This window comes from Plesiocystis pacifica SIR-1, assembly GCF_000170895.1.
GTDB lineage: Bacteria > Myxococcota_A > Polyangia > Nannocystales > Nannocystaceae > Plesiocystis > Plesiocystis pacifica.
In genome coordinates this window covers 22431-45996 of the sequence record NZ_ABCS01000057.1, presented here as the reverse complement: position 1 = coordinate 45996, position 23566 = coordinate 22431, and the positions used below count along the sequence as shown (strand labels likewise).

General features: G+C 69.9%; 20 protein-coding genes and 2 pseudogenes. 7 read left to right on the top strand and 15 right to left on the bottom strand.

All coding sequences use genetic code 11. From position 1 onward, the window contains the following. The first annotated feature begins 38 nt into the window (after window positions 1-38). A complete protein-coding gene (locus PPSIR1_RS25295; RefSeq protein ID WP_006974023.1) occupies window positions 39-500 on the top strand; it encodes a hypothetical protein in 462 nt (153 codons plus the stop codon). On the opposite strand, the gene PPSIR1_RS43780 is transcribed toward PPSIR1_RS25295, so the two are convergent. The 8 genes from PPSIR1_RS43780 to PPSIR1_RS25255 form a co-directional block, all read right to left on the bottom strand. Continuing rightward, window positions 497-1195 (bottom strand): outer membrane lipoprotein carrier protein LolA, encoded by a 699-nt coding sequence (locus PPSIR1_RS43780; protein ID WP_157595961.1) that lies wholly within the window; start codon window positions 1193-1195, stop codon window positions 497-499. The genes PPSIR1_RS25295 and PPSIR1_RS43780 overlap by 4 nt on opposite strands. After that, complete coding sequence (locus PPSIR1_RS25285; protein ID WP_006974021.1) at window positions 1192-2763, bottom strand: HAL/PAL/TAL family ammonia-lyase; 1572 nt, start codon at window positions 2761-2763, stop codon at window positions 1192-1194. The genes PPSIR1_RS43780 and PPSIR1_RS25285 overlap by 4 nt, the downstream gene beginning before the upstream one ends. Next, window positions 2750-3697: an LpxL/LpxP family acyltransferase gene (locus PPSIR1_RS25280; RefSeq protein WP_045116721.1), complete on the bottom strand. Its 948-nt coding sequence runs from the start codon at window positions 3695-3697 to the stop codon at window positions 2750-2752. The genes PPSIR1_RS25285 and PPSIR1_RS25280 overlap by 14 nt, the downstream gene beginning before the upstream one ends. A 25-nt stretch (window positions 3698-3722) precedes the next feature. After that, window positions 3723-4457 (bottom strand): glycosyltransferase family 2 protein, encoded by a 735-nt coding sequence (locus PPSIR1_RS25275; RefSeq protein ID WP_006974019.1) that lies wholly within the window; start codon window positions 4455-4457, stop codon window positions 3723-3725. A 9-nt stretch (window positions 4458-4466) separates the two neighbouring features. Beyond that, window positions 4467-6395: an AMP-binding protein gene (locus tag PPSIR1_RS25270; RefSeq protein ID WP_006974018.1), complete on the bottom strand. Its 1929-nt coding sequence runs from the start codon at window positions 6393-6395 to the stop codon at window positions 4467-4469. Window positions 6396-6428: 33 nt separating this feature from the next. Further along, window positions 6429-6692 (bottom strand): acyl carrier protein, encoded by a 264-nt coding sequence (locus PPSIR1_RS25265; RefSeq protein WP_006974017.1) that lies wholly within the window; start codon window positions 6690-6692, stop codon window positions 6429-6431. Next, window positions 6689-6985 carry a phosphopantetheine-binding protein gene (locus tag PPSIR1_RS25260; protein ID WP_006974016.1) on the bottom strand — a complete coding sequence of 99 codons (297 nt, stop codon included), beginning with the start codon at window positions 6983-6985 and terminating at the stop codon, window positions 6689-6691. Before PPSIR1_RS25260 ends, PPSIR1_RS25265 begins: the two co-directional genes overlap by 4 nt. 355 nt (window positions 6986-7340) lie before the next feature. Next, a complete protein-coding gene (locus tag PPSIR1_RS25255) occupies window positions 7341-7808 on the bottom strand; it encodes a DUF6918 family protein (protein WP_006974015.1) in 468 nt (155 codons plus the stop codon). A gap of 153 nt (window positions 7809-7961) precedes the next feature. Between PPSIR1_RS25255 and PPSIR1_RS25250 the strand changes: the two genes are divergently transcribed. The 4 genes from PPSIR1_RS25250 to PPSIR1_RS25235 all read left to right on the top strand — a co-directional run bounded on the left by PPSIR1_RS25250 (window position 7962) and on the right by PPSIR1_RS25235 (window position 14462). Next, the gene (locus tag PPSIR1_RS25250) at window positions 7962-10481 is read left to right on the top strand and encodes a S9 family peptidase (RefSeq protein ID WP_157595960.1); all 2520 of its coding nucleotides are present in this window, start codon (window positions 7962-7964) and stop codon (window positions 10479-10481) included. A gap of 9 nt (window positions 10482-10490) precedes the next feature. Beyond that, complete coding sequence (locus tag PPSIR1_RS25245; RefSeq protein WP_006974013.1) at window positions 10491-12542, top strand: ATP-dependent helicase; 2052 nt, start codon at window positions 10491-10493, stop codon at window positions 12540-12542. Between the two features lie 135 nt (window positions 12543-12677). Beyond that, the gene (gene nadE, locus PPSIR1_RS25240; protein ID WP_006974012.1) at window positions 12678-13673 is read left to right on the top strand and encodes an NAD(+) synthase; all 996 of its coding nucleotides are present in this window, start codon (window positions 12678-12680) and stop codon (window positions 13671-13673) included. Window positions 13674-13697: 24 nt separating this feature from the next. Beyond that, the gene (locus PPSIR1_RS25235; protein ID WP_006974011.1) at window positions 13698-14462 is read left to right on the top strand and encodes a glutathione S-transferase C-terminal domain-containing protein; all 765 of its coding nucleotides are present in this window, start codon (window positions 13698-13700) and stop codon (window positions 14460-14462) included. Between the two features lie 9 nt (window positions 14463-14471). On the opposite strand, the gene PPSIR1_RS25230 is transcribed toward PPSIR1_RS25235, so the two are convergent. The 3 genes from PPSIR1_RS25230 to argB all read right to left on the bottom strand — a co-directional run bounded on the left by PPSIR1_RS25230 (window position 14472) and on the right by argB (window position 17361). Next, entirely contained in the window at window positions 14472-14990 is a 519-nt protein-coding gene (locus PPSIR1_RS25230) for a CAP domain-containing protein (protein WP_157595959.1), read from the bottom strand. A gap of 72 nt (window positions 14991-15062) precedes the next feature. Further along, the gene (locus tag PPSIR1_RS25225) at window positions 15063-16373 is read right to left on the bottom strand and encodes a hemolysin family protein (RefSeq protein ID WP_006974009.1); all 1311 of its coding nucleotides are present in this window, start codon (window positions 16371-16373) and stop codon (window positions 15063-15065) included. A 169-nt stretch (window positions 16374-16542) separates the two neighbouring features. Further along, window positions 16543-17361, bottom strand: coding sequence for an acetylglutamate kinase (argB, locus tag PPSIR1_RS25220; RefSeq protein ID WP_232296548.1), 819 nt, complete (start codon window positions 17359-17361; stop codon window positions 16543-16545). A gap of 715 nt (window positions 17362-18076) precedes the next feature. On the opposite strand from argB, the gene PPSIR1_RS25215 reads away from it, so the two are divergent. After that, the gene (locus PPSIR1_RS25215) at window positions 18077-18883 is read left to right on the top strand and encodes an alpha/beta fold hydrolase (protein ID WP_006974007.1); all 807 of its coding nucleotides are present in this window, start codon (window positions 18077-18079) and stop codon (window positions 18881-18883) included. Window positions 18884-19174: 291 nt separating this feature from the next. Here PPSIR1_RS25215 and PPSIR1_RS25210 read toward each other — a convergent pair. Further along, a pseudogene (locus tag PPSIR1_RS25210) lies at window positions 19175-19822 on the bottom strand (IS1182-like element ISPlpa2 family transposase); the annotation flags it as partial. 70 nt (window positions 19823-19892) lie between these two features. Here PPSIR1_RS25210 and PPSIR1_RS25200 point away from each other — a divergent pair. Next, a protein-coding gene (locus PPSIR1_RS25200; RefSeq protein WP_420813380.1) for an IS3 family transposase occupies window positions 19893-21304 on the top strand; the annotation gives its coding sequence in 2 pieces (ribosomal slippage) (window positions 19893-20249 and window positions 20252-21304; 1410 coding nt in all). Between the two features lie 41 nt (window positions 21305-21345). Here the strand turns inward: PPSIR1_RS25200 and PPSIR1_RS25195 are convergent. The 3 genes and pseudogenes from PPSIR1_RS25195 to PPSIR1_RS25185 all read right to left on the bottom strand — a co-directional run. Next, window positions 21346-22035 (bottom strand): annotated as a pseudogene (locus tag PPSIR1_RS25195) (IS1182-like element ISPlpa2 family transposase); the annotation flags it as partial. Window positions 22036-22416: 381 nt separating this feature from the next. Then, window positions 22417-23346, bottom strand: coding sequence for a hypothetical protein (locus tag PPSIR1_RS25190; RefSeq protein WP_006974002.1), 930 nt, complete (start codon window positions 23344-23346; stop codon window positions 22417-22419). A 7-nt stretch (window positions 23347-23353) separates the two neighbouring features. After that, window positions 23354-23551, bottom strand: coding sequence for a hypothetical protein (locus tag PPSIR1_RS25185; RefSeq protein WP_045116710.1), 198 nt, complete (start codon window positions 23549-23551; stop codon window positions 23354-23356). Window positions 23552-23566: the final 15 nt, after the last annotated feature.

Sequence of the window (23566 nt, the reverse complement as noted above, 5' to 3'; positions counted from 1 at the left end):
GCGCTGCGAGAGCGCCACCGATCTCGTAGGATGCGCGCGTGAGCGACTCCAAGCTCCCGGCCCCCGCCCAGACACCGGGCGCGCTGGCCACCACCAAGGCCTCGAAGGCGCAGCGCTGGCAGCTGATCGGCGCGCTCGTCCGCTTTCAGATCAAGCTGGTCGTCGACGGGCTCAAGGACGCCGTGCTCGTGCCGCTGTCGCTGATCGCGGGCGCCGTCGACCTGCTGCGCGGCTGCTCCCTCGCCGACAGCTCGTTCCGCTCGGTGCTGCGCTCGGGGGCGCGCTTCGACGCGTGGGTCAACCTCTTCGAGGAGCCGCGGGCGCCCGAGCCCCTCGACCTGCCCGGCGACCTCGACGAGCACCTGCGCGCCCTCGAGCGGCTGCTCGTCGAGCAGCACGCCCGCGGAGGGCTGACCGCGGACGCCAAGCGAGCCATCGATCGCGCCCTCGACCGCATCGAGACCCAGCGCGCCAAGCTCGGCGAGAAGCCCAAGACTTAGAGCTTGGTCGAAAACAACTTGCCGAGCTCGGCCTCGGTGTAGCGCCGCTTGGTGTCGACCTTCGAGAAGGTCGTGATGCTCTCGTCGCCGCCCTTTTCGTACACGCGCAGCTCGGAGAAGGTCAGCTCGCTCCCGTGGACCTCGACGCGCTCGATGATCTGGTTCATGGGCGAGACCTTGGGCACCAAGATCAGCGCCCACTCCCGGCCGTCCTCGCCGAGGACCTGGAACTGCATCTGGTACAGGGCCTCGAGGCCCGGGCGGTCACCGGCGAAGATCCGGGTGAAGGCGTCGACGAACTGGCGCACGGCCGGCTTGCCCTCGAGGTCGATGCGCTCGCTCTGGTTGCCGTCGCCGTACTCGATGCCGCCGCTGTCCATGATGACCACGGAGGGCGCGGGCTCGAGGGTGCGCCGGGCCAGCTTGCCCTGAGCGAAGTGCAGCGTGCCGGTGTCGACGAGGGGCGCGGCGAGCAGGGCGAAGCGGCTCTCCTGGCGGAAGCTCGCCTCGAGGCCGGGCATGGCCGCGAAGCCCTGGAGCAGCTCGTCGAGGGTGATGGCCTGGGCGGCCTCGGGCGGCGCGGCCTGGGCCGTCGGCGCGCCCACGCTCACCGAGGTGGCCACGGCGGCGGGCAGCGCCGCGGCGAGGGCGAGCACGGCGAGGGGCCGGAGCCAGCGCGCGTCCAGCAACCTCACGGCTGCGCCCCGCTTGCCAGACCTGAATCCAGATCCGCCACCAGGTGCGCCGGCCACTCGCGCCCGCGGATCCACTGGAGCATGGCCGCGATGTCGCCGTCCTGGCGTCGATCCACGTCCACGAAGGCCGCCTGGCGACGGATCGCGTCGCGCATCGCCCGGGTCCGCTCGGTGCAGCTCCCGCCCGCGCGCACGCGCAGATCCACCGCCTGCGCCGCGGCCAGGCCGACGATCGCCAGGACCTGCTCGCTCAGCTCGACCACCCGCAGCGCCTCGCGGGCGGCGATGGTCCCCATGCTCACCTTGTCCTGGTTGTGGCATTCCGTACTGCGGCTGAAGACGGAGGCCGGCATGGTGTTCTTCAGGGCCTCCGCGGCCAGGGCCGACGCGGCGATTTGCATGGCCTTGAAGCCGTGATGCGCGGCACGGTCTGGACCCGAGCGACCGTTGAGGTTCTCGGGCAAGCCGTTGTTGGTGACCCCGCTGCACATCAGCGCCATCTGCCGGTCGTGGAGGTCCGCGAGGTTTGCCACCAGGTTCTTGAGGCTGTCGGCGACAAAGCAGGCGTGGCCGCCATAAAAATTCCCGCCGTGAAGGGCCTCGCCCGAGGCCGGGTCGATGAGCGGGTTGTCGTTTGCCCCATTGAGCTCGGTCTCGGTCCACTGGCGCATCCACGGCAGGGCGTCGAGGAGCACGCCGGCCACGTGCGGGGCGCAGCGGATCGAGTAGCGGTCCTGGATGCGCCCCTCGAAGCTCGGGCCCGGGGTGTAGGCGAGGTCCTCGGCGACCCAGCGCGCGTAGGCGGCCTGGCCGGGGTGGGGCTTGGCCGCGAAGATGCGCGCGTCGAAGTGCGCCGGGTTGCCGTCGAGGGCGTCGCTGACCATGGCCGTGACCGCGGCGCTGAGCCGGCACAGGCGCTGGGCCGAGGCCAGGGCCAGGCAGCACAGCGCGGTCATCACGGAGGTCCCGTTCATGATCGCCAGGCTCTCCTTGGGCGCGAGCGACAGCGGCGTCAGGCCCAGGGCCTCGTGGACCGCCGCGGCGCTGTCGATGCGCCCGTCCACGCTGCACTCGCGCTCGCCCACGAGCAGGGCGGCGATGTAGCTCAGCGGCGTCAGGTCGCCGCTCGCCCCCACCGAGCCCTCGGCCGGGATGCACGGCAGCACCCGGCGATCGAGGAGCAGGGTCAGGCGCTCGATGAGCTCGGGGCGGACCGCCGACCACCCGCGGGTCAGCGAGGCCAGACGCACGGCGACGATCGCCGCGGCCTCGCGCGGGCTGAAGATGCGCCCGGTCCCGCAGCCGTGAAAGCGCATCAGGTTGACGGGCAGCGAGGACACCTCGCCCGCGGGCACCTCGGTCACGCAAGACTCGCCGAAGCCCGTGGTCACCCCGTAGACGCGCTCGCCCGCGGCGAGGCGCTCGGCCAGGCGCGCAGCGCCGGCGCCCAGGGCCTCGCGAAAGGCCGGATCGGGGTCGAGGCTCACGCCGGCCCCCTCGGCGATGGCGAGGACCTGCTCGAGGGTCAGCGGGGCGGGCCCCAGCGAAATGGATTCAGGCTTGGCCATCGTCGGGCATGCTCCAAAAGTCGTAGAAGTTGAACCAGTTGTCGGGGGCCTCGCGGGCCACGGCCTCGAGGCGCTCGGCGTAACGCTGGGCGTAGCCTTGCAGCGCCGCCTCGCGGGTCTTGCGGGGCAGCACCACCTGCTCGCAAAAGGGCTCGCAGCGCAGGTCGTAGCGCCGCTTGGGCGAGTACAGCCCGAACACGGTGTAGATCGGGCAGCGCAGCACCGCGGCCATGATGTAGGGGCCCGTCGGCAGGCGAGCCGGCGCGCCCATGAACTCGACCACGGCCGAGCGATCGTTGAGGCCCAGGCGATCGCCGAGCACCGCGACCAGCTCCCCGGCCTCGACGCGCTCTTTGACCGTCAGGATGTAGGTCCGGTCCTCGGGGTCGATCTCGATCACCCGGACCTTCGAGCGCCCGCCGCTGACCTCGTCGAGGAAGGCCGCGATCATCTTCGCGTTGGCGTTGTGGGCCAGGATGTTGATGGGCAGCTCGGCGTCCTGGCTGGCCGCGCGCATGGCCTCGAAGGAGCCGAAGTGGGCCCCCAGCAAGATGGCCCCGCGCCCGCTCGCGACCTGGTCGCGCAGGTGCTGGCCGCCGGTGTGGGTGAACTCGAACAGCTCCGTGCGGCCCTGGACGAAGAACACCCGATCGAGGGCGACCTCGGCGAAGCGCAGGAAGTGGCGGTAGGCGGTCCAGAAGCTCGAGCGGCCGCGGACCCGCTCGCTGAACGCCCGCGAGGCGCGACGCGGCGCCCGGGCGAACAGGGTGAAGTAGAACATGATGATCCGCAGCAGCGCCCGCCCGCCGCGGCGCCCGAGCACCCGGGTGACCAAGAGCAGCGCGCGGATGCCCGTGCGCGAGCCCTGCTCCTCGCGCGCGAGCCAGGCCTCGTCCTCGGCGGAGGCGGACGCGGTGGTGGCGGGGGTCGACACGGGCTCGGCCACGACCATCTCGCTCTCACGCCCAAAACGGCCGGGCCAGCAGGCGCCCCCAGCTGGTCAGCACCAGCTTGGAGTGCATCCACGAGATGCGCGCGTTGTCCCGGACCATGTGAAAGTGCGACACGCCGCCCTCGGGGTAGCGGACCTGCGTGGGGAGGTTGACCACGGGCAGCCCGGCCCAGACCAGGCGCACGGCGATCTCGATGTCGAAGTCCATGCGCTTGCCGCAGCGCTGGGCCACGGGAATGGACGCGGCCACGGGGTAGACCCGAAAGCCGCACATGGGGTCGTCGATGACCCGCCCGTAGGTCTCGACGTTGGTCCAAAACTGGGTGATCTGGCGCCCGATCAGCCGGCCCTTGGGCGCGCTCTCGTCGTAGATGGGCGCGCCGAGGATCAGCGCCTCGGGGCGGGCCGCGGCGGCCTCGACGAAGCGCGGGATGTCGCCGAGCTCGTGCTGGCCGTCGGCGTCGATTTGCAGGGCGTGGGTGTAGCCGAGCTCGTGGGCGAGCTCGAAGCCCGTGGTCACCCCGGCGCCCTTGCCCCCGTTGGCCGCGCGGTGGTGGACGTGGGCCAGGCCCTCGCGCCCGATCGCCGCGACCGCCTCGCGCCCCGCCGCCCCGCTGCCGTCGTCGACGAGGACCACGGGCAGGTGCTCGCCCACGGCCACGACCACGTCGCGGACCGTGTCCGGGTTGTCGTAGGTCGGGATGACGGCGCAGGGCCGAAAGCCGGTCGCTTCCTCGCTCACGCGCGCTCCTCAGCTGGCCTCGAACACGAGCTGGCCCACGCCGACGCGGTCCTCGGCCGAGCCCGACCCGGCGGCGTCAATCTCGGCGTACAGGCAAAAGTCGACCTTGTTGGTCTTGCGTCGGGTCAAGCGCATGCGCAGGTGCTCGCCGGGACGCAGGGGGCGGACGAATTTCAGGCGCAGGACCCGGGCCAGGCGGCCGAGCTCGGGCCAGCGCAGCGCCGCCTGCTCCCGGGCCAGGTCGAGCTCGACCACGCCGGGGACCAGGGGGAAGCGGCGGAAGTGCCCGCGCAGGGCGAACAGATCGCGGGGCACGTAGAGCGCGTACTCGGCGACGGTACCTGCATCGGTGTCCGTCGCGCTCAGCGGGGTGCACTCGAGGGTGCGGACCTTGTGCTTGCCGCCCTCGATGGTCTCGAGCAGGCGCTCGCGGGTCAGCTTGCCGTTGCGCTCCCGCGGCAGGGCGTCGACGAAGCGCATGCGCCGGGGCACGACCACGGGATCGAGCCAGCGGCGCAGCTCGTGGCGGAGCAGCTCCGGGCTCAGCCCGGGGGCCACGACCACGGCGACGGTCTCCCGACCTCGGGCGCCGCCAACCTCGACCACGGCCACGGCCGCGTCCTCGACCCCGGGGACCTCGAACAGGCGGCGCTCGATCTCGGCGAGGGCGACCCGCTTGCCGCCGATCTTCACGACCCCGTCGACGCGGCCGAGGTGGCGAAAGCGCAGGGGCTGCGTCGACGCGAGCTCGACCCGATCGGCCGTCCGCCACGGGCGCGGGCCCTCGGGCGGGAGGAAGGGCGAGTCGACGGACAGCCGCCCGTCCTCGTCGTCGATCTCGAGGGCGACGTGCGGGAGCGGCTCCCAAGGCGCGCCGGCCTCGCTGTCGGTCTGCGGGGGGCCGCTGACGCGCGAGGCGATGCCGCCGGTCTCCGTCGACCCGAGCACCTCGGTGACGGCCATGCCGAAGCGCTCGAACACCATGCTGGCCGTGGCCGGGGGCAAAGGCGCGCCCGACGAGAACACGCGATCGAGCACGGGCAGCTGGCCGGCGTCGAGGATCCGCAGGGCCCGAAGGTGCGCGGGCACGCTGACGAGCACGTCGGCGTCTTCGACCGCGCCGCGGACCACCCCGGCGTGCAGGGGCGTCTCGCGCAAGAAGGAGCCGCCGCCCACGAGGGGCACGAGCACGGAGAAGAGCAGGCCGTAGATGTGGTGCGAGGGCACGGTGGCCGCCACGCGGGCGCCCCGACAGGCCGGGCCCGCCTCGCCCTCGTCCCGGGCCGCGAGCCCGAAATGCTCGGCCAGCACGAGGGCCTCGGAGAACAGCTGCCCCGCGGTCTTGCGGTGGCGCTGGTGCTGGCCCGTGCTGCCCGAGGTCCACACCGAGACCAGGCCGCGGCTCGCCGCCAGCGGGGCGAGCTCGAAGGGCTCCTCGGAGCGCGTCGACCGGGTCTGGGAGTCGCGCAGCAGCGGGCGCAGATCGAGGCCGGTCATCTCGTCGGTGTCGTGGATGACCAGGGAGATGGCGGGGTCGTCGGCGAGGGCGCGCAGCAGCTCGGACTGGGCGTTGGGCGGGAGCGCGACCCGGTGACCGCGCTGCCACGCGGCCAGCAAGGCCACGGTGAAGTGGTAGCGATCACTCGCCACGCACAGGATCTCGCGGCTCGCTTCGCCGCTTTGCTCCGCCGCCGCGGCCGGGAGCACCGCGGCCACGCGAGCGACGTCGCGGCGCAGCTGATCGGCGGTACGAGTGCCCGCGGCCCCGAACGCCACCGGGTCCTCGCCGTCGTGGAGGGCGAGGATGGGCGACTGCCCTGGGGCGCGCGCGAGGCTGGGCGCGACCAGGGGCGCGAGGGCGGACAGCGGCTCCGTCGACAGACGCGGGGGCGTCGAGGCGGAGGGTCGCTCGCGGCGAGCTGGGTTGGGATCGGACATCGTGTGCGCGGGGCGACAGAGGGCGAGCTCGGCTCAGCTCGCGGCGGCCTCGCCCGAGCCGAGCTGGGCCGCGAGCAGGTCGACGATGTCGTCGACGGTCCGCACCCGACGCATCTGCTCTTCCTCGATGCGCTGCCCGGAGAACTGTTGGAGTTTGGCCACCAGGTCGATGGCGTCGATGCTGTCGAGGTCGAGGTCGTCGAACACCGTCGACGCGCCGCGGACCTCACCCGCGTCGAGCTCGAAGAGCGCCGCGATGGTGCGGCGCACCTCGTCGAAGATGGCCTCGCGGGTCATCCCGCGCTGGCCCCCCGCTGCTCGGCGATGAACGCAGCGAGGCTGCGCACCGAGCCGTAGACCTCGCGGTTTTGGCTGTCGTCGGAGCCCGTCTTGACCCCGTAGCGGCGGTGGATGGCCATGGCCAGCTCGAGGATGTCGATGGAGTCCAGGCCCAGGCCGTCGCCGACCAGGGGCTCGTCGCTGTCGATGTCCTGCGGCGCCGTATCTTCGAGCTTGAGTGCGTCGACGATGAGCGTCTTGAGCTCGACCTCGAGCTGGGAGGAGTCTTGAGTGGCCGCGTCGCCAGGCATGTCTGCCGCGCATGTTACGGGCCGGTCCGGGGCTCGTCCAGCTGGCCTTTGCGGCGCGGAGGCCCCGCTCAGCGACGCTTCAGCCATGCCTGGGCGCCCGTGCGCACCTTCGCCTGACTCAGCGCCGAGGTGGCCGCGAGTCCCGAGGGCGCGGCTCTCTCCAGGCGCGCGCTCCGGCGCTCGTCCCCATGGCGGTGCGGGCATCGGTGAGCTTCGACGCCGCCTCGGGCGGGACATTCTCGCGGCGACCTTCCCGAGGTGAGACCCGGATCACGGCCCGCTCTCGCGGCGCCTTCGTGAGTCCCACCAGTGAGCCAATCCACCGGGGCGAGCTCGCCCCCATCGCGCCCACGACTCAAGCCACGTGAGGCTGGAGCGCCGCGATGAGCCCGGGCAGGGCGTCCTCGACGTGGCCGCGGGCGTTGGGGCGCAGCTTGCCGTAGGCCCGCTTGAGCGAGGAGCGGGCCTCGCCGATGCGCCGATCGGTCACCCCGAGCAGCGCCTCGGAGGCCTCGCCCTTGCGCGACGCGACCTTGGCCGCGAACACCTCGCCCACGCTCCCCGACGCCCCCCCGCCTTCGACCTCGGCCTTGCTCTCCCGATAAAAGGGCTCGAGGGCCTCGGCGAACTCCGGGAGCAGGGTGTCGACGACGTGGCGCACGAAGCCGGGCTTGACCCGGGTGACAACCGCGAAGCTGGCCTTGACCGCCGCCCCCGTGAGCCCCCGCTTGCGGGCGACTTCCCCGTCGATCAGCGCGCAGCAGGCATCCACGACGCGCTCCCGGGTGCCCGGGCTGGTGAGCTGATCGGCGAGGCTCGGCATCTCGGGGGGATATCCGCGCTCGTGGACCGACGCAAGCGCGCAAAACTCGGGCAGGACCCCGCTCCTGGACACCGAGGTCGAAACTCCCGACGCGGCGAGGAACGCGCGAGATCCTTCTCCCCTCGCCCCCCGCTTTTTGGGACCATGCCCGCCATGCCCGCCATGCCCGGCTCGCGCCCCCGCTCCCTCAGCCTGCCCCTGCAGCTCGGGCTGTGTCTCGCCCTCGGCCTCGTGGCGGGCTGCGACGGCTCGACTCCGCAGGCCGATCCGGGGGGACCCGACGCGGCTCGCCCATCCGCCGGAGAGGCCGAGGGGGGCAAGGACAGCGCACAGGCCATGAAATTCGAAAGCGACATCACCCTCGAGGACATTGCGACCTACCCCCTCCCGGGGACTGCGGTCCCGGGCGCCCTGCGCTTCTCTCCAGACGACCGCTACCTGGCCTTCCTCGACAGCCCCGACGACAGCCTCAGCCGCGAGCTGTTCGCCATCGATCTCCAGGCCGAGGACGGGGCGCCCAAGCGCGTGGTCGAGCCCCCCGGCGGGGGCGTGAGCGAAGACAAATTGTCCCCGGAGGAGAAGCTCGCTCGCGAGCGCCTGCGCCAGCGCGCCCTCGGGGTGACCCGCTACTCCTGGCCCAAGGCCCCGCCCGCGGCTCCGACCGGCGAGGCGGCGCCGCCCGTGCCCATCCTCGTCCCATTGACCGGTGAGATCTGGGTCCAGGACGGCCTCGACGGCGAGCTGCGCCGGCTCGTCGGCAAGACCGAAGAAGACCCCCGCCCCGCCCTGAGCCCGCGCCTTTCGCCCTCGGGCGAGCACGTCGCCTACGTCAAAGGCGGCGAGCTGTGGGTGGTCCCGACCGCCCCCGACAGCGCGCCGGTTCAGGTCACCAAGGGCGTCGAGGCCGGCAAGCTGCGCGGCCTCGCCGAGTACATCGCCGCCGAGGAGATGGGCCGGCACACCGGCTTTTGGTGGGCTCCCGACGGCTCCTCCCTGGCCTTCATCGAGGTCGACGAGACCCACATCCCGGCCTACCGCATCGTCCACCAGGGCAAGGACGCCGTCGGCGACGCGGCCCAGGAGGACCACGGCTACCCCTTCGCTGGCACGGACAACGCCCGCGTGCGCCTGGGCGTGGTCCCGCTGACGACCACGCCCAGCTCGGCCAAGGCCGGGAGCATCCGCTGGCTCGACCTCGCCGGGGCCGTCGCCGACTGGACCGAGCGCGGCGGCGAGTGGACCACCGACGCCGCCCAGGACTTCTACATCGCCCGGGTCGGCTACATGCCCGACGGGCGGCTGTGCGCCCAGGTCCAGGATCGCCGCCAGCTCGAGCTGCGCCTGCTTTGCTTCGCGGGCGCCGCCGGCTCGCCCACGACCTTGCTGACCGAGACCTCCGAGGTGTGGATCAACCTCCACAACCTGTTCATCCCCCTCGACCTCGACGAGGCCACCGCGGCCGCGCACCCCGAGCAGGTCGGCGGCTTCTTGTGGGCCTCGGAGAAGAGCGGCTTCCAGCACCTCTACCTCCACGGCGCCGACGGCAAAGAGATTCGCCAGCTGACCTCCGGAGACTGGATGGTCGAGAGCGCCAGCGTCGACGAGGCCGGCCAGACCGTCTACTTCACCGCGACCAAGGACGACGCCCGCGAGCGCCACCTCTACGCCGTCGGCCTCGACGGCGAGGGCCTGCGCAAGATCACCGAGGCCAAGGGCATGCACGGCGTGACCCTCGACCACGGCTTTGCGCGCTTCGTCGACGTGCACTCGGCCAGCGATCGCCCGCCAACCATCGAGCTGCGCAAGCTCGCCGACGGCGCGCTGATCCGGACCCTGCACCCGAGCGAGTTCTCGACCCTCGACCCGCGCATCGTCCCCGAGACCGCGACCTTCACCCTGAAGGCCCCGCGCATGGTCGAGCTCAAAGCGGCGGACGGCGAGACCACCCTCTACGGGGCGCTCTACGAGCCCGACCCGGCCAAGTTCCAGCCCCCCTACCCCACCGTGGTGTCCGTCTACGGTGGCCCCCACGCCCAGCGCGTGAGCGAGTCCTGGAGCATGAACGTGGACCTTCGCAGCCAACGCCTGCGCGACCACGGCTACCTCGTGTTCAAGCTCGACAACCGCGGCGCGGCCCGGCGCGGGCTGGCCTTCGAGGGCGCCCTGCGCCACGACATGGGCAACGTCGAGGTCCAGGACCAGGTCGCCGGGGTCAACTGGCTCGTCGAGCAGGGCCTGACCGACAAAGATCGCGTGGCCATCTACGGGTGGAGCTACGGCGGCTACATGTCCGCCATGGCCCTGGCCCGCGCGCCGGAGACCTTCCGCGTGGCCGTCTCCGGCGCCCCGGTGACCCACTGGGACGGCTACGACACCCACTACACCGAGCGCTACATGGGCCTGCCCCAGGAGAACGTCGACGGCTACGAGGTCTCGGCGGTCATGGCCCACCTCGACGGCATGACCGACGAACACGAGCTCCTGTTGGTCCACGGCCTCATCGACGAGAACGTGCACTTTCGCCACACGGCGCGGCTGATCAACGCGCTGATCGCCGCGGGCAAGGACTACACCCTCCAGCTCTACCCCGACGAGCGCCACATGCCGCGCAAGCTCGCCGACCGCGTGTACATGGAAAAGCGCATCTTCGAATACCTGCGCCGGGAGCTCTAGGAGCCAGCCTTGGCCAAGTACAGCCTAAAGACGCGCTCGCCCAAGCCGGCGGTCGACCTCCAGCGGGACCTCAACCCCCAGCAGCGCGCCGTGGTCGAGGCGCCGGCGGGCAAGATCCTCGTCCTCGCCGGCGCGGGCACGGGCAAGACCCGGACCCTGACCTACCGCGTGGCCAAGCTGGTCGCGGGGGGCTGCCAGCCCGAGCGCATCATGCTGGTGACCTTCACCAACCGCGCCGCCCGGGAGATGGTCCACCGCGTCGAGAGCCTGCTGACCATCGACATGCGGCGCAGCGCCTCGGGCACCTTCCACCACGTCGGCAACCGCATCTTGCGGCGCTACGGCGAGGCCGTCGGCCTGGGCCCGGACTTTGGCATCCTCGACCCCGAGGACGCCCGCGACCTGATGGGCTCGGTGGTCAGCGAGCTCGGCATGGCCGTGCTGACCAGCAAGCGCTTCCCCGACGCCCGGGTGCTGACCAAGATCGCCAGCCAGGCCGCGGGCATGCTCGGGACCATCCCCGCGGTCATCGAGCGTCGCTTCACCCGCTTTTTGGACCTGGTCGCGCCCATCGACAAGGTCCTCGCCGACTTCAAGGAGCGCAAGCGTCGGCTCAACATGGTCGACTTCGACGACCTGCTCAGCTACTGGCTCGAGCTGCTGCGCGACCCCAAGCACGCGAGCGTGGCCGAGCAGCTGCGCGGGCAGTGGGACCACATGCTCGTCGACGAGTACCAGGACATCAACGTGCTCCAGGGCGCGATCATCGACGAGATGGCCCGGGACCACGGCTCGCTGACCTGCGTCGGCGACGACGCCCAGTCCATCTACTCCTTCCGCGGCGCCGACTTCTCGCAGATCTACGACTTTCGCATCCGCCACAAGGAGGCGCAGGTCCTCCCGCTGACCATCAACTACCGCTCGACGCCGCAGATCCTCTCGCTGGCCAACCGCTCCATCGCCCGCAACCGCGAGCAGCACCCCAAGGAGCTCACGGCCGTGCGCAAGCCCGGGGCCACCCCGGCGCTCATCCCCCTGCGCGACGTGATCCAGCAAGGCGAGCTCGTGGCCCAGCGCGTGCTCGAGCTGCACCACGAGCAGAGCCTGCCGCTGCGCAAGATGGCGGTGCTCTACCGCAACCACGCCCACTCCCTCGAGCTCCAGGTCGAGCTGACCCGGCGCAACATCCCCTTCGCCGTGCGCTCGGGGGTGCGCTTCTTCGAGCAGCGCCACATCAAGGACGTGGTCGCCTACCTGCGCGCCCGCGAGAACCCCCGCGACGCCCTCGCGTGGCTGCGCCTGCTGCGATTGTGGCCGGGCATCGGCAACCGCACGGCCGAGCGCGTGGCCTCGGTGCTCGCCGGGGAGTTCGACGCCTTCGGCCGCCGCCTGCCCGTCCCCGCCGGCCCGCCCGCGCCCGTGCCCGAGGTCCTCGCCGCCGAGTCCAAGCAGGCCAAGGGCCGGGCCAAGGACGCCCTCGTGACCCTCGCCAAGCTCTTCGATCGCCTGCTCGAGGCCGGCGGCCGCAACCCCGGGCGGGCCATCGAGATCATCGTCCACGAGCACTACGCCGACTACGCCGAGCGCTCGTTCGAGAACGCCGACGCGCGCAAGGAGGACCTCGACAACCTCGCCAACTACGCCGGGCGCTGGGAGGACGCGACGGAGTTCCTCTCGGAGCTCGCGCTCATCGAGGGCATCTCGGCCGAGAACGTGGTCATGGGCGACGAGCCCGACGACAAGCTGGTGCTCTCGACCATCCACCAGGCCAAGGGCCTCGAGTGGCCCGTGGTGTTCGTGCTGTGGCTCGTCGACGGGCGCTTCCCCAGCAGCCAGGCCCTGCGCGCCAACGCCGAGCTCGAGGAGGAGCGGCGGCTGTTCTACGTCGCGACCACCCGGGCCGAGGACGACCTGTACCTGCTCTACCCCACCATCGAGGAGGGGCGCCGGGGGCCGACCACCGTGCTCCGGCCGAGCCGCTTCCTGACCGAGCTCGACCACGACCCGCCGGTCTACGAGCGCTGGGAGATCGAGGAGGTCCCCCCAGAAGAAGAAGGCTGAGCATCCGGACCACACCCCGCACCCAGACCCACCTGGGGAGCCAGACTGCTATTCTTGCGCGCGCCCTCACCTTGCCCCCCCGGCGAACCGGCTTAGTGTTTCAAGTACACTTCAAGCAAAGGAGCCCCCAGCACCATGCCCGTCCTCGACCCCCAGGCCCTCATCGACGATCGCGTCGCCGCCATCCGCTCTTTTCACGACGCCGTCGGCACCCGCCGCGCCGAGCTCGACCTCAGCGGCGGCGTCGACTCTGCCGTGATGTTGGGCCTGCTGAGCCGCGCCCTGGGGCCCGAGAACATCGTCACGGTGTACTCGAGCATCCACTCGTCCACGGACTCTCGAGAGCGCGCGCAGGCGGCCGCCGACGCCTTCGGCGTGCCCCTGGTGATCGTCGACCTGACGGCGATGTTCGACCAGCTGATCGTCGACATGCGCGCGGCCCTGATCGCCGCGGGCCACGACGCCGCCGCGCTCGACGAGCGCGCCGCCGCGGACCCAACCATCGTCGGCTCGATCCGCTCGTGCATCCGCGCGCCCATCGGCCGCGGCTTCAACCGCATGGCCGGCGGCGGCATCCGCCACGGCACGGGCAACGAGTGCGAGGACCGGTGGCTGCGCTTCTTCCAAAAAGGCGGCGACGGGGAGGTCGACACCAACCCCATCGCGATGCTGGCCAAGGGCGAGGTCTTCCAGCTCGGTCGGGCCGTCGGCGTGCCCCAGCGGATCATCGACGCCCTGCCCTCCCCCGACCTGCACGGCACCGGCGAGCAGCACAACGACGAGGACGAGCTGCGGGCGCTCAGCGGCGTCGACTGGAGCTACAGCCGCATCGACTGGGACAGCGGCGAGTACACCAAGGTCGGCACCATCGAGAAGCTCAGCCGCCTCGCCGACCTCCAGCCCGCGCTGCTCGACCCCGCCCCCCTCGACGACGCGGGCCTCGACGCCATCGCCAGCGCGGGCGAGGCCACCTTCGGCCTCCCGGCCGCCGAGCTCCGGCCCTTCCTCGTGTCCGCGCGCAAGCTCGAGCGGGCCACCCGGCACAAGGCCAACCCCAACTGCCCGAGCCTCGGGGAGCGCGGGCCCCTCGTCGAAGCCGGCATCCTGACCGACACCCTACCGAGGCTCTGAAGCCAGCTGGGCTATAGTCCGGCCATGGCGAAGGCCTCGACCAAGCGACCGACGCTGTGGGGACTGCACTACTCGCCGTGGACGGAGAAGGCCCGCTGGGCCCTCGACGTCAACGAGGTCGACTACCGCTACCGGGAGCACCTGCCGATGATCGGCGAGCTCCCCCTGCGCTGGCACACCCGCTCCCGCGACAAGGGCGTGCCGGCCTCCGTGCCCCTGCTCCTCGACGAGGCCGGGTCGCACGGGGACTCGGAGCAGATCGCCCGGCGCGCGGAGCTGCTCGGCAAGGGCTTTGGCCTGTTCCCCGAGGGCGGCGACGCGACCTTGGCCGAGTGGACCGAGCGAGCCCAGGCCGCCCTCGAGCACGCCCGCGCCCTGGTCATCCACGCGACCACCCAGAGCGACCTGGCCCAGATCGAGAGCCTCCCCCCCGCCGTGCCCTCGCTGATGCGCCGGTCCATGCGAGGCGTCGCGCGCCGGGGCGCTCGCTTCCTCGCGCGCAAGTACGGGGCCGACCCCTCGGCCCTCGACGAGCACGAGCGCGCTCTCCAGGAGTTTTGCAGCGCGCTCGCCAAGGCCCTCGCCCGCGGCGACCACCTCATCGAGGATCGACTCAGCTACGCCGACATGGTCTGCGCCGTAGCCGTCAACGCCATGAACCCGCCGGCGCACCTGTTCCGCCACAAGCCGGCGACCCGCGGCGTGTGGACCCGCGAAGCGATCGTCGAGGCCCACCCCGAGGTGTTCGCCTGGCGCGACCGCCTCTACGCCCGCCACCGCGGGCTGTAAACCTCCTCCTCAGCCCGGCGGGCGGCCGAACACCTGCGTCCAGGTGTGGCCAAACTCGCCGCCCGCGACGTAGCCCACCCCGATCTCCGTGAAGCTCGGGTTCATGATGTTGGCGCAGTGACCGTCGCTGCCCATCCACTGCTCCATCGTGCCTTCGGCGTCCGACGAGCCCCTCGCGATGTTCTCGCCCCAGGTGCTCCAGTCGTACTCCGCCGCGTCGATGCGCACCGACGGCCCGTCGCCCTCGGGCGAATTGTGGCTGAAGTAGTTGCGATCGACCATGTCGAGGGTGTGCTTGCGGGCGGCGCAGCGCAGGTTGGGGTTCATGGTCAGCGGCTCCGTGGGCGCGAAGCTCCCCTCGCTCCCGCAGTTCGCCCCCGCCGCCCGGTGCATGTTGACGATCTCCAGCACCTCCTCCTCGAGGGAGATGGCCGAGTCCCCCCAGTCCGCGACATCGTCGCAGTAGGCGATGTCTGGGACATCTTCGCTCTTGGAGCAGGCTCCGAGGCCCAGCGCCAAGGCAGACACACAAGCGACAGCAACCCAAGAGCGCATGCTCCGAGTCTACCAGAGCACGACAACGCCCGACCTTCGCGGCTCTCAGCCCTCGTCGTAGTCGTCTTCGAGCTCGACCCGCTCGACGCTGACGCGGATGATCCGGGTGGCGTCCGCCGCGAGGATCTTGAAGCGGATGCCCTCCCAGACGAACACCGAGCCGGCGATGGGCATCTGGCCCGCCATGCGGGTGAGCAGGTCGCCCACACTGTCGACGCCGTCGATGTCCTCGAAGTCGACATTCAGTGCCTCGCTGACCGTGTGCAGGCTGGCCTGACCGTCGAGGTACTGCACCCCGCTGTCCAGCGGCGCGAACAAAGGCGCCCGGTCGGTCTCGTCGAAGATCTGGCCGACGATCTGCTCGATGACGTCCTCGAGGGTGACGACCCCGACGGTGTCTCCGCCGTCGTCGACGACGATCGCCAGGTGCACGCGCTGCTCCTTGAAGCGGCGCAGCAGGTCGTGGATCAGCAGGCTCTCGCTGACGAAGAAGGGCGAGCGCAGCAGGCGTTCGAACATCTCGAAGCGGCTGCTCTCCGTCGCCGCCTCGCCCAGCTCGATGCCGACGATCTGCTTGATGTGCAGGATGCCGCGGATGTTGTCGAGGTCGCCGTGATAGACGGGCAGGCGACTGTGCCCCGTAGCGTGGGCGACTCGCTTGATCTTCTCGATGTCCCAGCCCATGTCGACGCCGACGACGCGATCGAGGGGGACCATGATGTCGCGGACGATCTTGTCCTCGAAGCGGAACACCTGCTGGAGCAGCTGGGCCTGCTCCGCCGGGATCGTGCCCTCGCGCTCGGCGACCTTGACCAGATAGCCGAGCTCGCCCGAGGTCACCCGCGCCGTGCCGCTGCCCTCGGTGGAGGCCGCCGCCCGGCTGATCACCGCGTCAGTGATCTTGGCCAGGATCCAGACCAGCGGGCGGGTCACCCGAGACAGGGCCTTGAGGATGGCGAGCACCGGGATCGTGGCCCGGTGGGTGTAGAGCTTGCCGAGGGCCTTGGGGACAATCTCGCCGAAGATCAGCAGCAGGCCGGTGGTCACGACCACCGCCACGGGCACGGCCCAGGAGCCCCAGGGCGTCTTCTCGAGGTGGCGGATCGCCAGCGCCGTGGCCGTCGCACCCATCAGGGTGTTGGTGATGTTGTTGCCGAGCAGGATGGTCGAGAGCACCGAGACGGGCTCGTCGACCCACCAGCCGAGCAAGTTGCCCTCGCGGCCGCCCTCTTCCTTGGCGCGCCGGGCCCGGCGATCGCCGTAGCTGGTGATCGCCGTCTCGCTCCCGGAGAAGAACATGCTGCCGGCGAGGCAGAGGGCGAACACGAGCAGCGACAGAATGTCGGCGTCGCTCATCGTCGGCCCTCGGCGGGCCCCTCGACAGGTCCCTCGGCGGACCCGCCGTACTCACTGCATGGGCTCCGCGACGGCTCTAGCCGCGGGCCCTGTGGTTCTGGGGGTCGCTCGGGCTGCACTTGGCCGGCTACTCTATCACGCTCGCTGCCCAGGCAAACCCGCCCAGAGCTCACTCGGCACGCAGCGCCGTCCCCACCCGACCCGGCAGCTCGGCCTCGGCGAGCAATAGGCCGGCCTTGGCCCCGAGGATGTGCACGGCACCCACCCCCCGCGAGAGGGCCACGAGAGCCTCCTCAACCTTGGGGATCATCCCGCCCGCGATGACGCCAGCGGCGATCGCCTCGCGCGCGTTGGGCTCGTCGAGGACGGCGATCCGCGTGCTCGGGTCGTGTCGATCACGCAAAACGCCACCCACGGCCGTCATCGCAAACAGGTGGTCCACCCCGAGCTCGACGGCGATGGCTGCGGCGACCGTATCGCCGTTGACGTTGAGGCGTCCGCGAGCCGGGCCGGTCGCCTCCCCCCTCCACACGGCCACCGGGTTCACCACCGGCGTTCGGCCCAGGGCCCACAAACCACGGAGGAGCTCGGTGTCGATGGCAGTGATGTCACCCACGAAGCCGTAGTCGACCGTCCGCCCCTCGACCTCGACGGGCCGCCGACGCGTCGCCTGGACCACCCCCGCTGAGACGCCGACGGCCCGGACGCCCGCTTCGAGCGCCGCCGCGACCACCGTCGTCGAGGCTTGTCCGGCGATCGCCTGGCTGACGACCTCGAGGGTCGCCGCGTCCGTGACCCGCTGACCGGCCACCTTTGCGACCTCGAGCCCCAGGGCCTGGCCGAGCGCCGTCGCCTGAGGTCCGCCGCCGTGGCAGATCACGAAGCGCCAACCGGCGTCCACGAGACGGGCGACGTCAGCGAGGACCTCGGCCAACGCGCACGGATCCGCGACGACCTCACCACCAAACTTCAAGACAGCGCTCTTCACGCCTACTCCCTCAGTGTGAACTTCCATGCGCGCTCCGATCCTGGTGTCCGGCCGTCTAGCATGGCTCTGACACGACACCGAGAGCGATCTTTCGTGAGTCTCCGCGGGCTCAAAGCCCCTAGAACGGCGTCAGAAGATGATTCATCGGTGAGGCCTGCTCACTCCGGGTCGCGCCTGCTCGAAATCGAGCTCCGAAATCTTCGCGCACCGTCGGGACCACGACATCGATGTCAGAGTCGGTCTCGCTGTCACGCCGCTTTGTCGGACATCGACGTCATAGCTTGCACTCGGTTCTCGGGGCACATCCACATGGCAACACAAAAGTCATCATAATTTCAAACACTTGGAATCTTGGCCCCGTATCTGCACATGGGGTATGGCAACTCGCTTACTTGGACTGACTCCTTGACTTGATGTCCTTCATCTTCATCTCCTTGGCTTGCGAGAACTTACTTACCTAACCCCCTAACCTGACAAACTTAGCTTCGCCTCGTCTACCTTCTTCTAAACCTTTTGACTTGGCTCAGCTTGAACCTTCACCTGACTTGAACTGACACCTTGAACCTGACTTGAGCTTGGCTTCTCGATCTGAACTAACCCTAGAGAGCTTCGCTAAGCTTTGCGCTAAAGGCGCCTCGATTCTCGATTCCATAGGTCGGTGCTGAATTTTTTACCCAGGACGGTTTGGTCCCCGTCCTGGGTATTCTTATTTGGTTTGCTCCTGACGGCGTGCCGCCCACCCGACCGAGGCTCGGGGCTGTACGTCGCGCACCCCGAGGACTGGGGGAAGGACCTGATCGCCATCTACGACGGGACCTTCTCCGACTCCGACCGCAACATCCGCATTCGCCGCGCCCCGATGGAGGGCCACGCGCTGGTCGTCAACCTCGAGTACCCGACCGCAGGACGCGCGAACGCCGAGATCGAGGACCTCCTCGATCGCCAGCTGACCTTCCTGCTCGCCTACCTCGAGCGCAGCCCTGAGGCCTCGGCGACCCTCGTGGGTTTTTCTCAGGGCGGCTGCCTCGTCCTCGACGTGCTCACCCGCCTCGCCGCTCGTGAGCCCGAGGCCCTGGGCCGGGTCTCCCTGGCTTTGATCGCGCCGGCCCGCGGAGTCCGGCTAGGCCGGAGCACCGCGGTCGCCAAGCGGATGATCGCGCGCTGCTCCGCGGCTGAGCTCACCATCGCCGACGCGGTGGAGCAGACGGGCGACGGGGCCCTGGCCGAGCTCATCCACGAGCGGACGTGGATCGCCTGGAGCTGCACCGACGAGATCGTCGGCCACGACAGCTTCGAGGTCCTCCACGAGCTGGTCCCGCCCGAGCACCTCCTCTATCGCCAGCGCCTGCATCACGTGCCGTGGACGGCCAAGGACCAGGACCCCAGCAAGGAGGGCGAGGTCTACCTGGCGAGCGCCATCGCCTTGGCGGTGAGCCAGGGCGAGGATCCCCGCGAAGCGCTCGCGGACTACGGCGGCTTCGACGAGCCTTGCTCGGACGCGCCAAAAGCCAAAGAAGAGTGAGGGCGGCCCCGTTCAGAGGGTCGGCCAGAACGAGTCCTGTCCGCCCCTCTGTCTACTTTAGCCGTCGTGGACGACGCCACGCCCTCCCTGCCCCACGTCCACGACTCAGAGGCTGTAAGTCTTTCCCCGAAGTCGTGCACGGACTCGGGCCGACGCGAGTGACGCACGGCTTGGACCTCTCCCTTGACCGCCGATACTCCTGCCCAAGCATGGGCAGCTGCTCCGGCGGAGGCCCGGGAGGCAGCTCAGCTGCCCCGGCGGAGGCCCGGGAGGCAGCTCAGCGCCCGCCGCTCATGCCGGCATCGGCACCAGCTTCGTCCACTTCAGCAGGTTGTAGGTCAGCGCCATCCACAGCCCCACCGTCCTCACCTTCGACTCCCCTCGGACCGGTAGCTGCTGCAGCCCGCGCCATGCTCGAAGGTCCGCGTTGACCAGCTCCGCGTGTGCCCCTCGCTGCCGGTACTTCCTCTTGGCCGACTCGGTCTTCATCCGCCTTCGCCACCGCCACGTCTCATCCGTGTCCTTGGGCTTGCGGGCGTAGGGGTCGTCCTCCTCGTCTCGCGGCTTGGGCACCGGCGCATAGACTCGCGTCCCTTTGGCCTCCATCTCGTGGATGGCTGCGAGCTTCACGAAGCCTCCGTCGACCAGCCACTCCCGAGGGCGCACTCCCGTACGCGCGAGCACCTGCGCGCACATCGGAAGCATCTGGCTCTTGTCACTCCCGACGTTCGTCACGCCCACACCCACGATGAAATTCTCCTTGGTGTCTTGCGCAAACTGAAGGTTGAAGGACGGCCGCCACCCTCCGTCTCCCATCTTCATCACCCGAGCCTCTGGGTCCGTCGTACTCACCCGACGCTCCTTCTTCTTTGCCTTCTTTTTCTCGTTCGTCTTCGTGGTCTGCTTCTTCGACCTCGTGCTCTTCTTCTTGGGCTCCTCCCTCTGTGCCAACAAGGGTGAGACAGCGAAGCCCCCGAGATTAGTGTAGAGGGCGAGAACCAGCCAGCCGATGACTCAGACAACCAAACCACGCCAGACTCAGCCCGAAGTACAGGTGGTGGCAAAACCAAAGCGGCGGCGCTTCACGGCCAAGTACAAGCGCAGGATCCTCGCGCAAGCCGATGCCTGCACCAAGCCTGGTGAGGTCAGCGCGCTGCTGCGTCGTGAGGGCTTGTACTCGTCGCACCTGTCGAGCTGGAGGCAAGCCCGCGAGCTCGGTGAACTCGCGGCCCTCGAGCCGAACAAGCGCGGGCCCAAGTCGAAGACCGACCCCCGCGACCAAAAGATCGCCGAGCTCGAGAAGCAGCTCGCCAAGGAGCGCGCCCGCCGTGAGCGCGCCGAGGCCCTCGTCGAGGTCCAAAAAAAACTGGCATCGATGCTCGAGGAACTCGGCAAGGACGAGGGGCCATGATCGACATCGTCAACCGGCTCGGCGTCGAGTCGACATGCGCCGCTCTCGGCCTGTCTCGTGCGACCTACTACCGCAAGCGCTACGGGGAGCTCCACGGACCCAAGCGGCCGCGCCCGAAGCCCTCGCGCGCGCTGTCGGGACAAGAGCGCCAGGCGGTGCTCGATACCCTCCACGAACAACGCTTCGTCGACCAAGCCCCTGCTGAGGTCTACGGGCGGCTGCTCGACGAAGGCAAGCACCTGTGCTCGGTCCGCACCATGTACCGGATCTTGACCGACAACGACGAAGTCCGCGAACGCAGGAACCAGCGCGTGCATCCCCCCAACGCCACCCCGCGGCTGTGCGCGAGGGCGCCAAACCAGGTGTGGACCTGGGACATCACCAAGCTGCTCGGCCCGCGCAAGTGGACCTACTTCTACCTCTACGTCGTCCTCGACCTCTTCAGTCGCTACGTCGTCGGCTGGCTCATCGCCGAGGCCGAGTCGGCAGGTCTGGCCCAGCGGCTCATCACCGAGACCTGCGCTCGGCAGGAGATCGAGCCGAAGGTGCTCACGCTGCACCAAGATCGCGGCTCGCCGATGACCTCCAAGACCTTCGCGCAGACCTGCGCCGACCTAGGCGTGACCAAGAGCTTCTCGAGGCCACGGGTCTCGAACGACAACCCCTTCTCCGAGTCCCACTTCAAGACGCTGAAGTACCGACCCGAGTACCCCGGGCGCTTCGATGACCTCGCCGCTGCCGAGAGCCACTGCCGCGACTTCTTCAGCTGGTACAACCACGAACATCTCCACAGCGGCCTGGGGCTGATGACCCCCCACGACATCCACCATGGCCTCGCTGAGGAGCGGCAGGAGGCCCGTGCCCGAGCGCTCGCCGCCGCATTCGCAGCGCATCCCGAGCGCTTCCCAAACGGACCCCCAACACCGCCCTCGCTGCCGACCGAGATCTGGATCAACCAGCCCTCGAACAAGACCATCGACACCCACGCGAGTCCCGCAGCGGGACACTAAACCCAACCCGAAGCTGTCTCATTTTCATTGACACCTTCCGCCTTGGCCTTGTCTTGCTTCTCCAGCTCGTCGAGCTCCGCGAGCGCCCGCGTCAAACGCTCTTGTCGCTCCCGCGCTGCTCGCTCTTTTGCGGCCTGCTCCCGCTTGTTCTCGGCCCCGGGGTCACTCTCGAGCTGCCGGCTCAGCTCTCGCACTCGAGCCTTCGCCTCCTTCAGGCACTTGTTGAGGGTCGCCCGGCGTCGAAACGAGCCTGCCCCTGCGCTCGCTCGTACACGGACGCCGTCTTGGGAGACCTGCCTCAGCGTCACCAGGCCCTGGTGCATCAGCGTCGCCAGCAGCTGGGTCATCAGCTCGTCGAGCTTGTCTCCGTGCCCCGTCCGAAACTCCGCCAGCGTGTGATGGTTCATGCTCAAGCCGCCACAGATCCATCGATAGACGTTGTCTCGCTCGCACAGCCGCGCGAGGTGACGAGCACTCCCAATGCCCTCCGAGATCGCGTACAGCCACAGGGTCAGCAACACCTTGGGATCCGTGGCGGGTCGTCCTGGCTGCGCTCCTCGGGCTTCGATCGCGTCGTAGAAGCTCGAGAGGTCGAGCTGCCCGACCGCTGCCCATAACAGTCGGGCTCGATGGTCATCAGCCAACAGCGAGTCGAGGTTGTAGGAGCGAAACTCGAGCTGGTGGCGCTCGGCTTCTCGCAGGCGGGGCTTCTCTCGGCGCGACTTCGGCATGGACTTCCCTCTCGGTGCTTGTGATCCCACACCGAGAGGAAAAGTTCACAAACTCTCAGAGGGTCGGCCAGAACGAGTCCTGTCCGCCCCTCTGTCTATTTTAGCCGTCGTGGACGACGCCACGCCCTCCCTGCCCCACGTCCACGACTCAGTCGCCCTCGGGCCCTTGCGCTTCCCTTTCTTCGTTCGTGGCTCCTTGGAGGAGGACTTTCACCTCCAGGTCGGTGTCCATGCCGGGCACACGAATCCACGCCCCCGCTTGCGGGGGCGACCACATGCCCTCTCAAAGGCACGAACTCCATTGCCCACCAAACCAAAGCGGAGGAGCGGACAGCGACGAAGCGCCCCCGGTCCCAGGCGGCTGTGGGGGCAAAACAGAACTCAGTGCCCGTGATCTTCGGGCTCGGGCACGCGGTCGGCCAGCCGCCACAGATCCTCGTCCGGCACCCGACCTTCGACGGCGGCGAACAGCTCCTCGTCGCTGGCGCAGTGGGGCTCGGGCAAGCGCCGCGGGTCGACGACGACGTGGCCCCGCAAGGCGCAGCGATCGCCCAGCGGCATGGTGTGGTGCGCTGGCGCCCAGCCCTGCTCGAACACCCGGTCCAGATCGACGCGCAGGCGGCCGGAGCAGCGGGAACAGGGCGTGGTCTCCCCGGAGTCGACCCGCGCCAGGGTGACCAGCGGCGAGCGGCCGGCGAACTCGGCCCGGACGTCCCGCCACCACCGGTTGTCAAAGCGGTAGCCCCAGTGCACCGGGTGCTCCGGGAGCAGGCCCTCGCCCACGAGCCATCGCGCGGACAGGTAGTAGGCCGGCGACATGCCCTGGGCGCTGTCGCGGGACTCGATGATGAGGTCGGGGCGGCCGAAGTGGGGGTCGACGCCCCAGCTGCGCGCGAGCCGACCCAGGCTCGCCGCGCCGAGGTGGAAGAAGGCGTGGCCGAGCACCACCCGCGTCAGGCGGTCGGCGAATACGAACAGCACGTTGGCGAGCTTGGCCCAGGGGTCGACGCTGGCCTCGCACACCTTGATGCGGTCGCAGGCGAGGCGACCGTCGGCCCGCTGCCACACGCTGATCAGCTTGATCTCGATGCGCCCTTCCCAGTCGGGCTGCGCGACGCTGTCGTGGCAGTCCAAGCCCAGGTGCCACTGCAGCGCGTTGCCGTGACGCCCGCGGCCGCCAGCCCCGACCAGGTGACGCGCCGCCGGCCCGAGGGGCAGGCCGACGCTAGCCTCGGCCAGGGCCTCGAGGTGCGCGCAGCGGCGCAGGGGCTCGGGCGTGGCTGGCGGCCGATGGCGCAGAGGCAGGCGCACGCGTCGCTCAGTTGCCCTTCTTGGCCTCGCCCTGGCTGACTTCGTCTTGCTTGGGCGCGTCCTTTTTGGCCTCGTCCTTCTTGTCGTCGTCCTTCTTGCGCGTGCCCTTTTGCTCCGCGCAGCCAGTGGCAACGCTCAGGCTCAGTCCGCCGAGGGCGAAGAGGGTGCAAAACAGGAGGGCGCGAGGGCGAGTTGGGGTCCGCATGAGCCAAGGGTGGAC

Excerpts from the sequence above, each read along its gene's own strand:
- PPSIR1_RS25185 (WP_045116710.1), bottom strand. The coding sequence starts at position 23,551 with ATGCGGACCCCAACTCGCCCTCGCGCCCTCCTGTTTTGCACCCTCTTC.
- PPSIR1_RS25235 (WP_006974011.1), top strand. The coding sequence starts at position 13,698 with ATGGCGAAGGCCTCGACCAAGCGACCGACGCTGTGGGGACTGCACTAC.
- PPSIR1_RS25225 (WP_006974009.1), bottom strand. The coding sequence starts at position 16,373 with ATGAGCGACGCCGACATTCTGTCGCTGCTCGTGTTCGCCCTCTGCCTC.
- PPSIR1_RS25285 (WP_006974021.1), bottom strand. The coding sequence starts at position 2,763 with ATGGCCAAGCCTGAATCCATTTCGCTGGGGCCCGCCCCGCTGACCCTC.
- PPSIR1_RS25265 (WP_006974017.1), bottom strand. The coding sequence starts at position 6,692 with ATGACCCGCGAGGCCATCTTCGACGAGGTGCGCCGCACCATCGCGGCG.
- PPSIR1_RS25270 (WP_006974018.1), bottom strand. The coding sequence starts at position 6,395 with ATGTCCGATCCCAACCCAGCTCGCCGCGAGCGACCCTCCGCCTCGACG.
- PPSIR1_RS25260 (WP_006974016.1), bottom strand. The coding sequence starts at position 6,985 with ATGCCTGGCGACGCGGCCACTCAAGACTCCTCCCAGCTCGAGGTCGAG.
- PPSIR1_RS25250 (WP_157595960.1), top strand. The coding sequence starts at position 7,962 with ATGCCCGCCATGCCCGGCTCGCGCCCCCGCTCCCTCAGCCTGCCCCTG.
- nadE (WP_006974012.1), top strand. The coding sequence starts at position 12,678 with ATGCCCGTCCTCGACCCCCAGGCCCTCATCGACGATCGCGTCGCCGCC.
- PPSIR1_RS25255 (WP_006974015.1), bottom strand. The coding sequence starts at position 7,808 with ATGCCGAGCCTCGCCGATCAGCTCACCAGCCCGGGCACCCGGGAGCGC.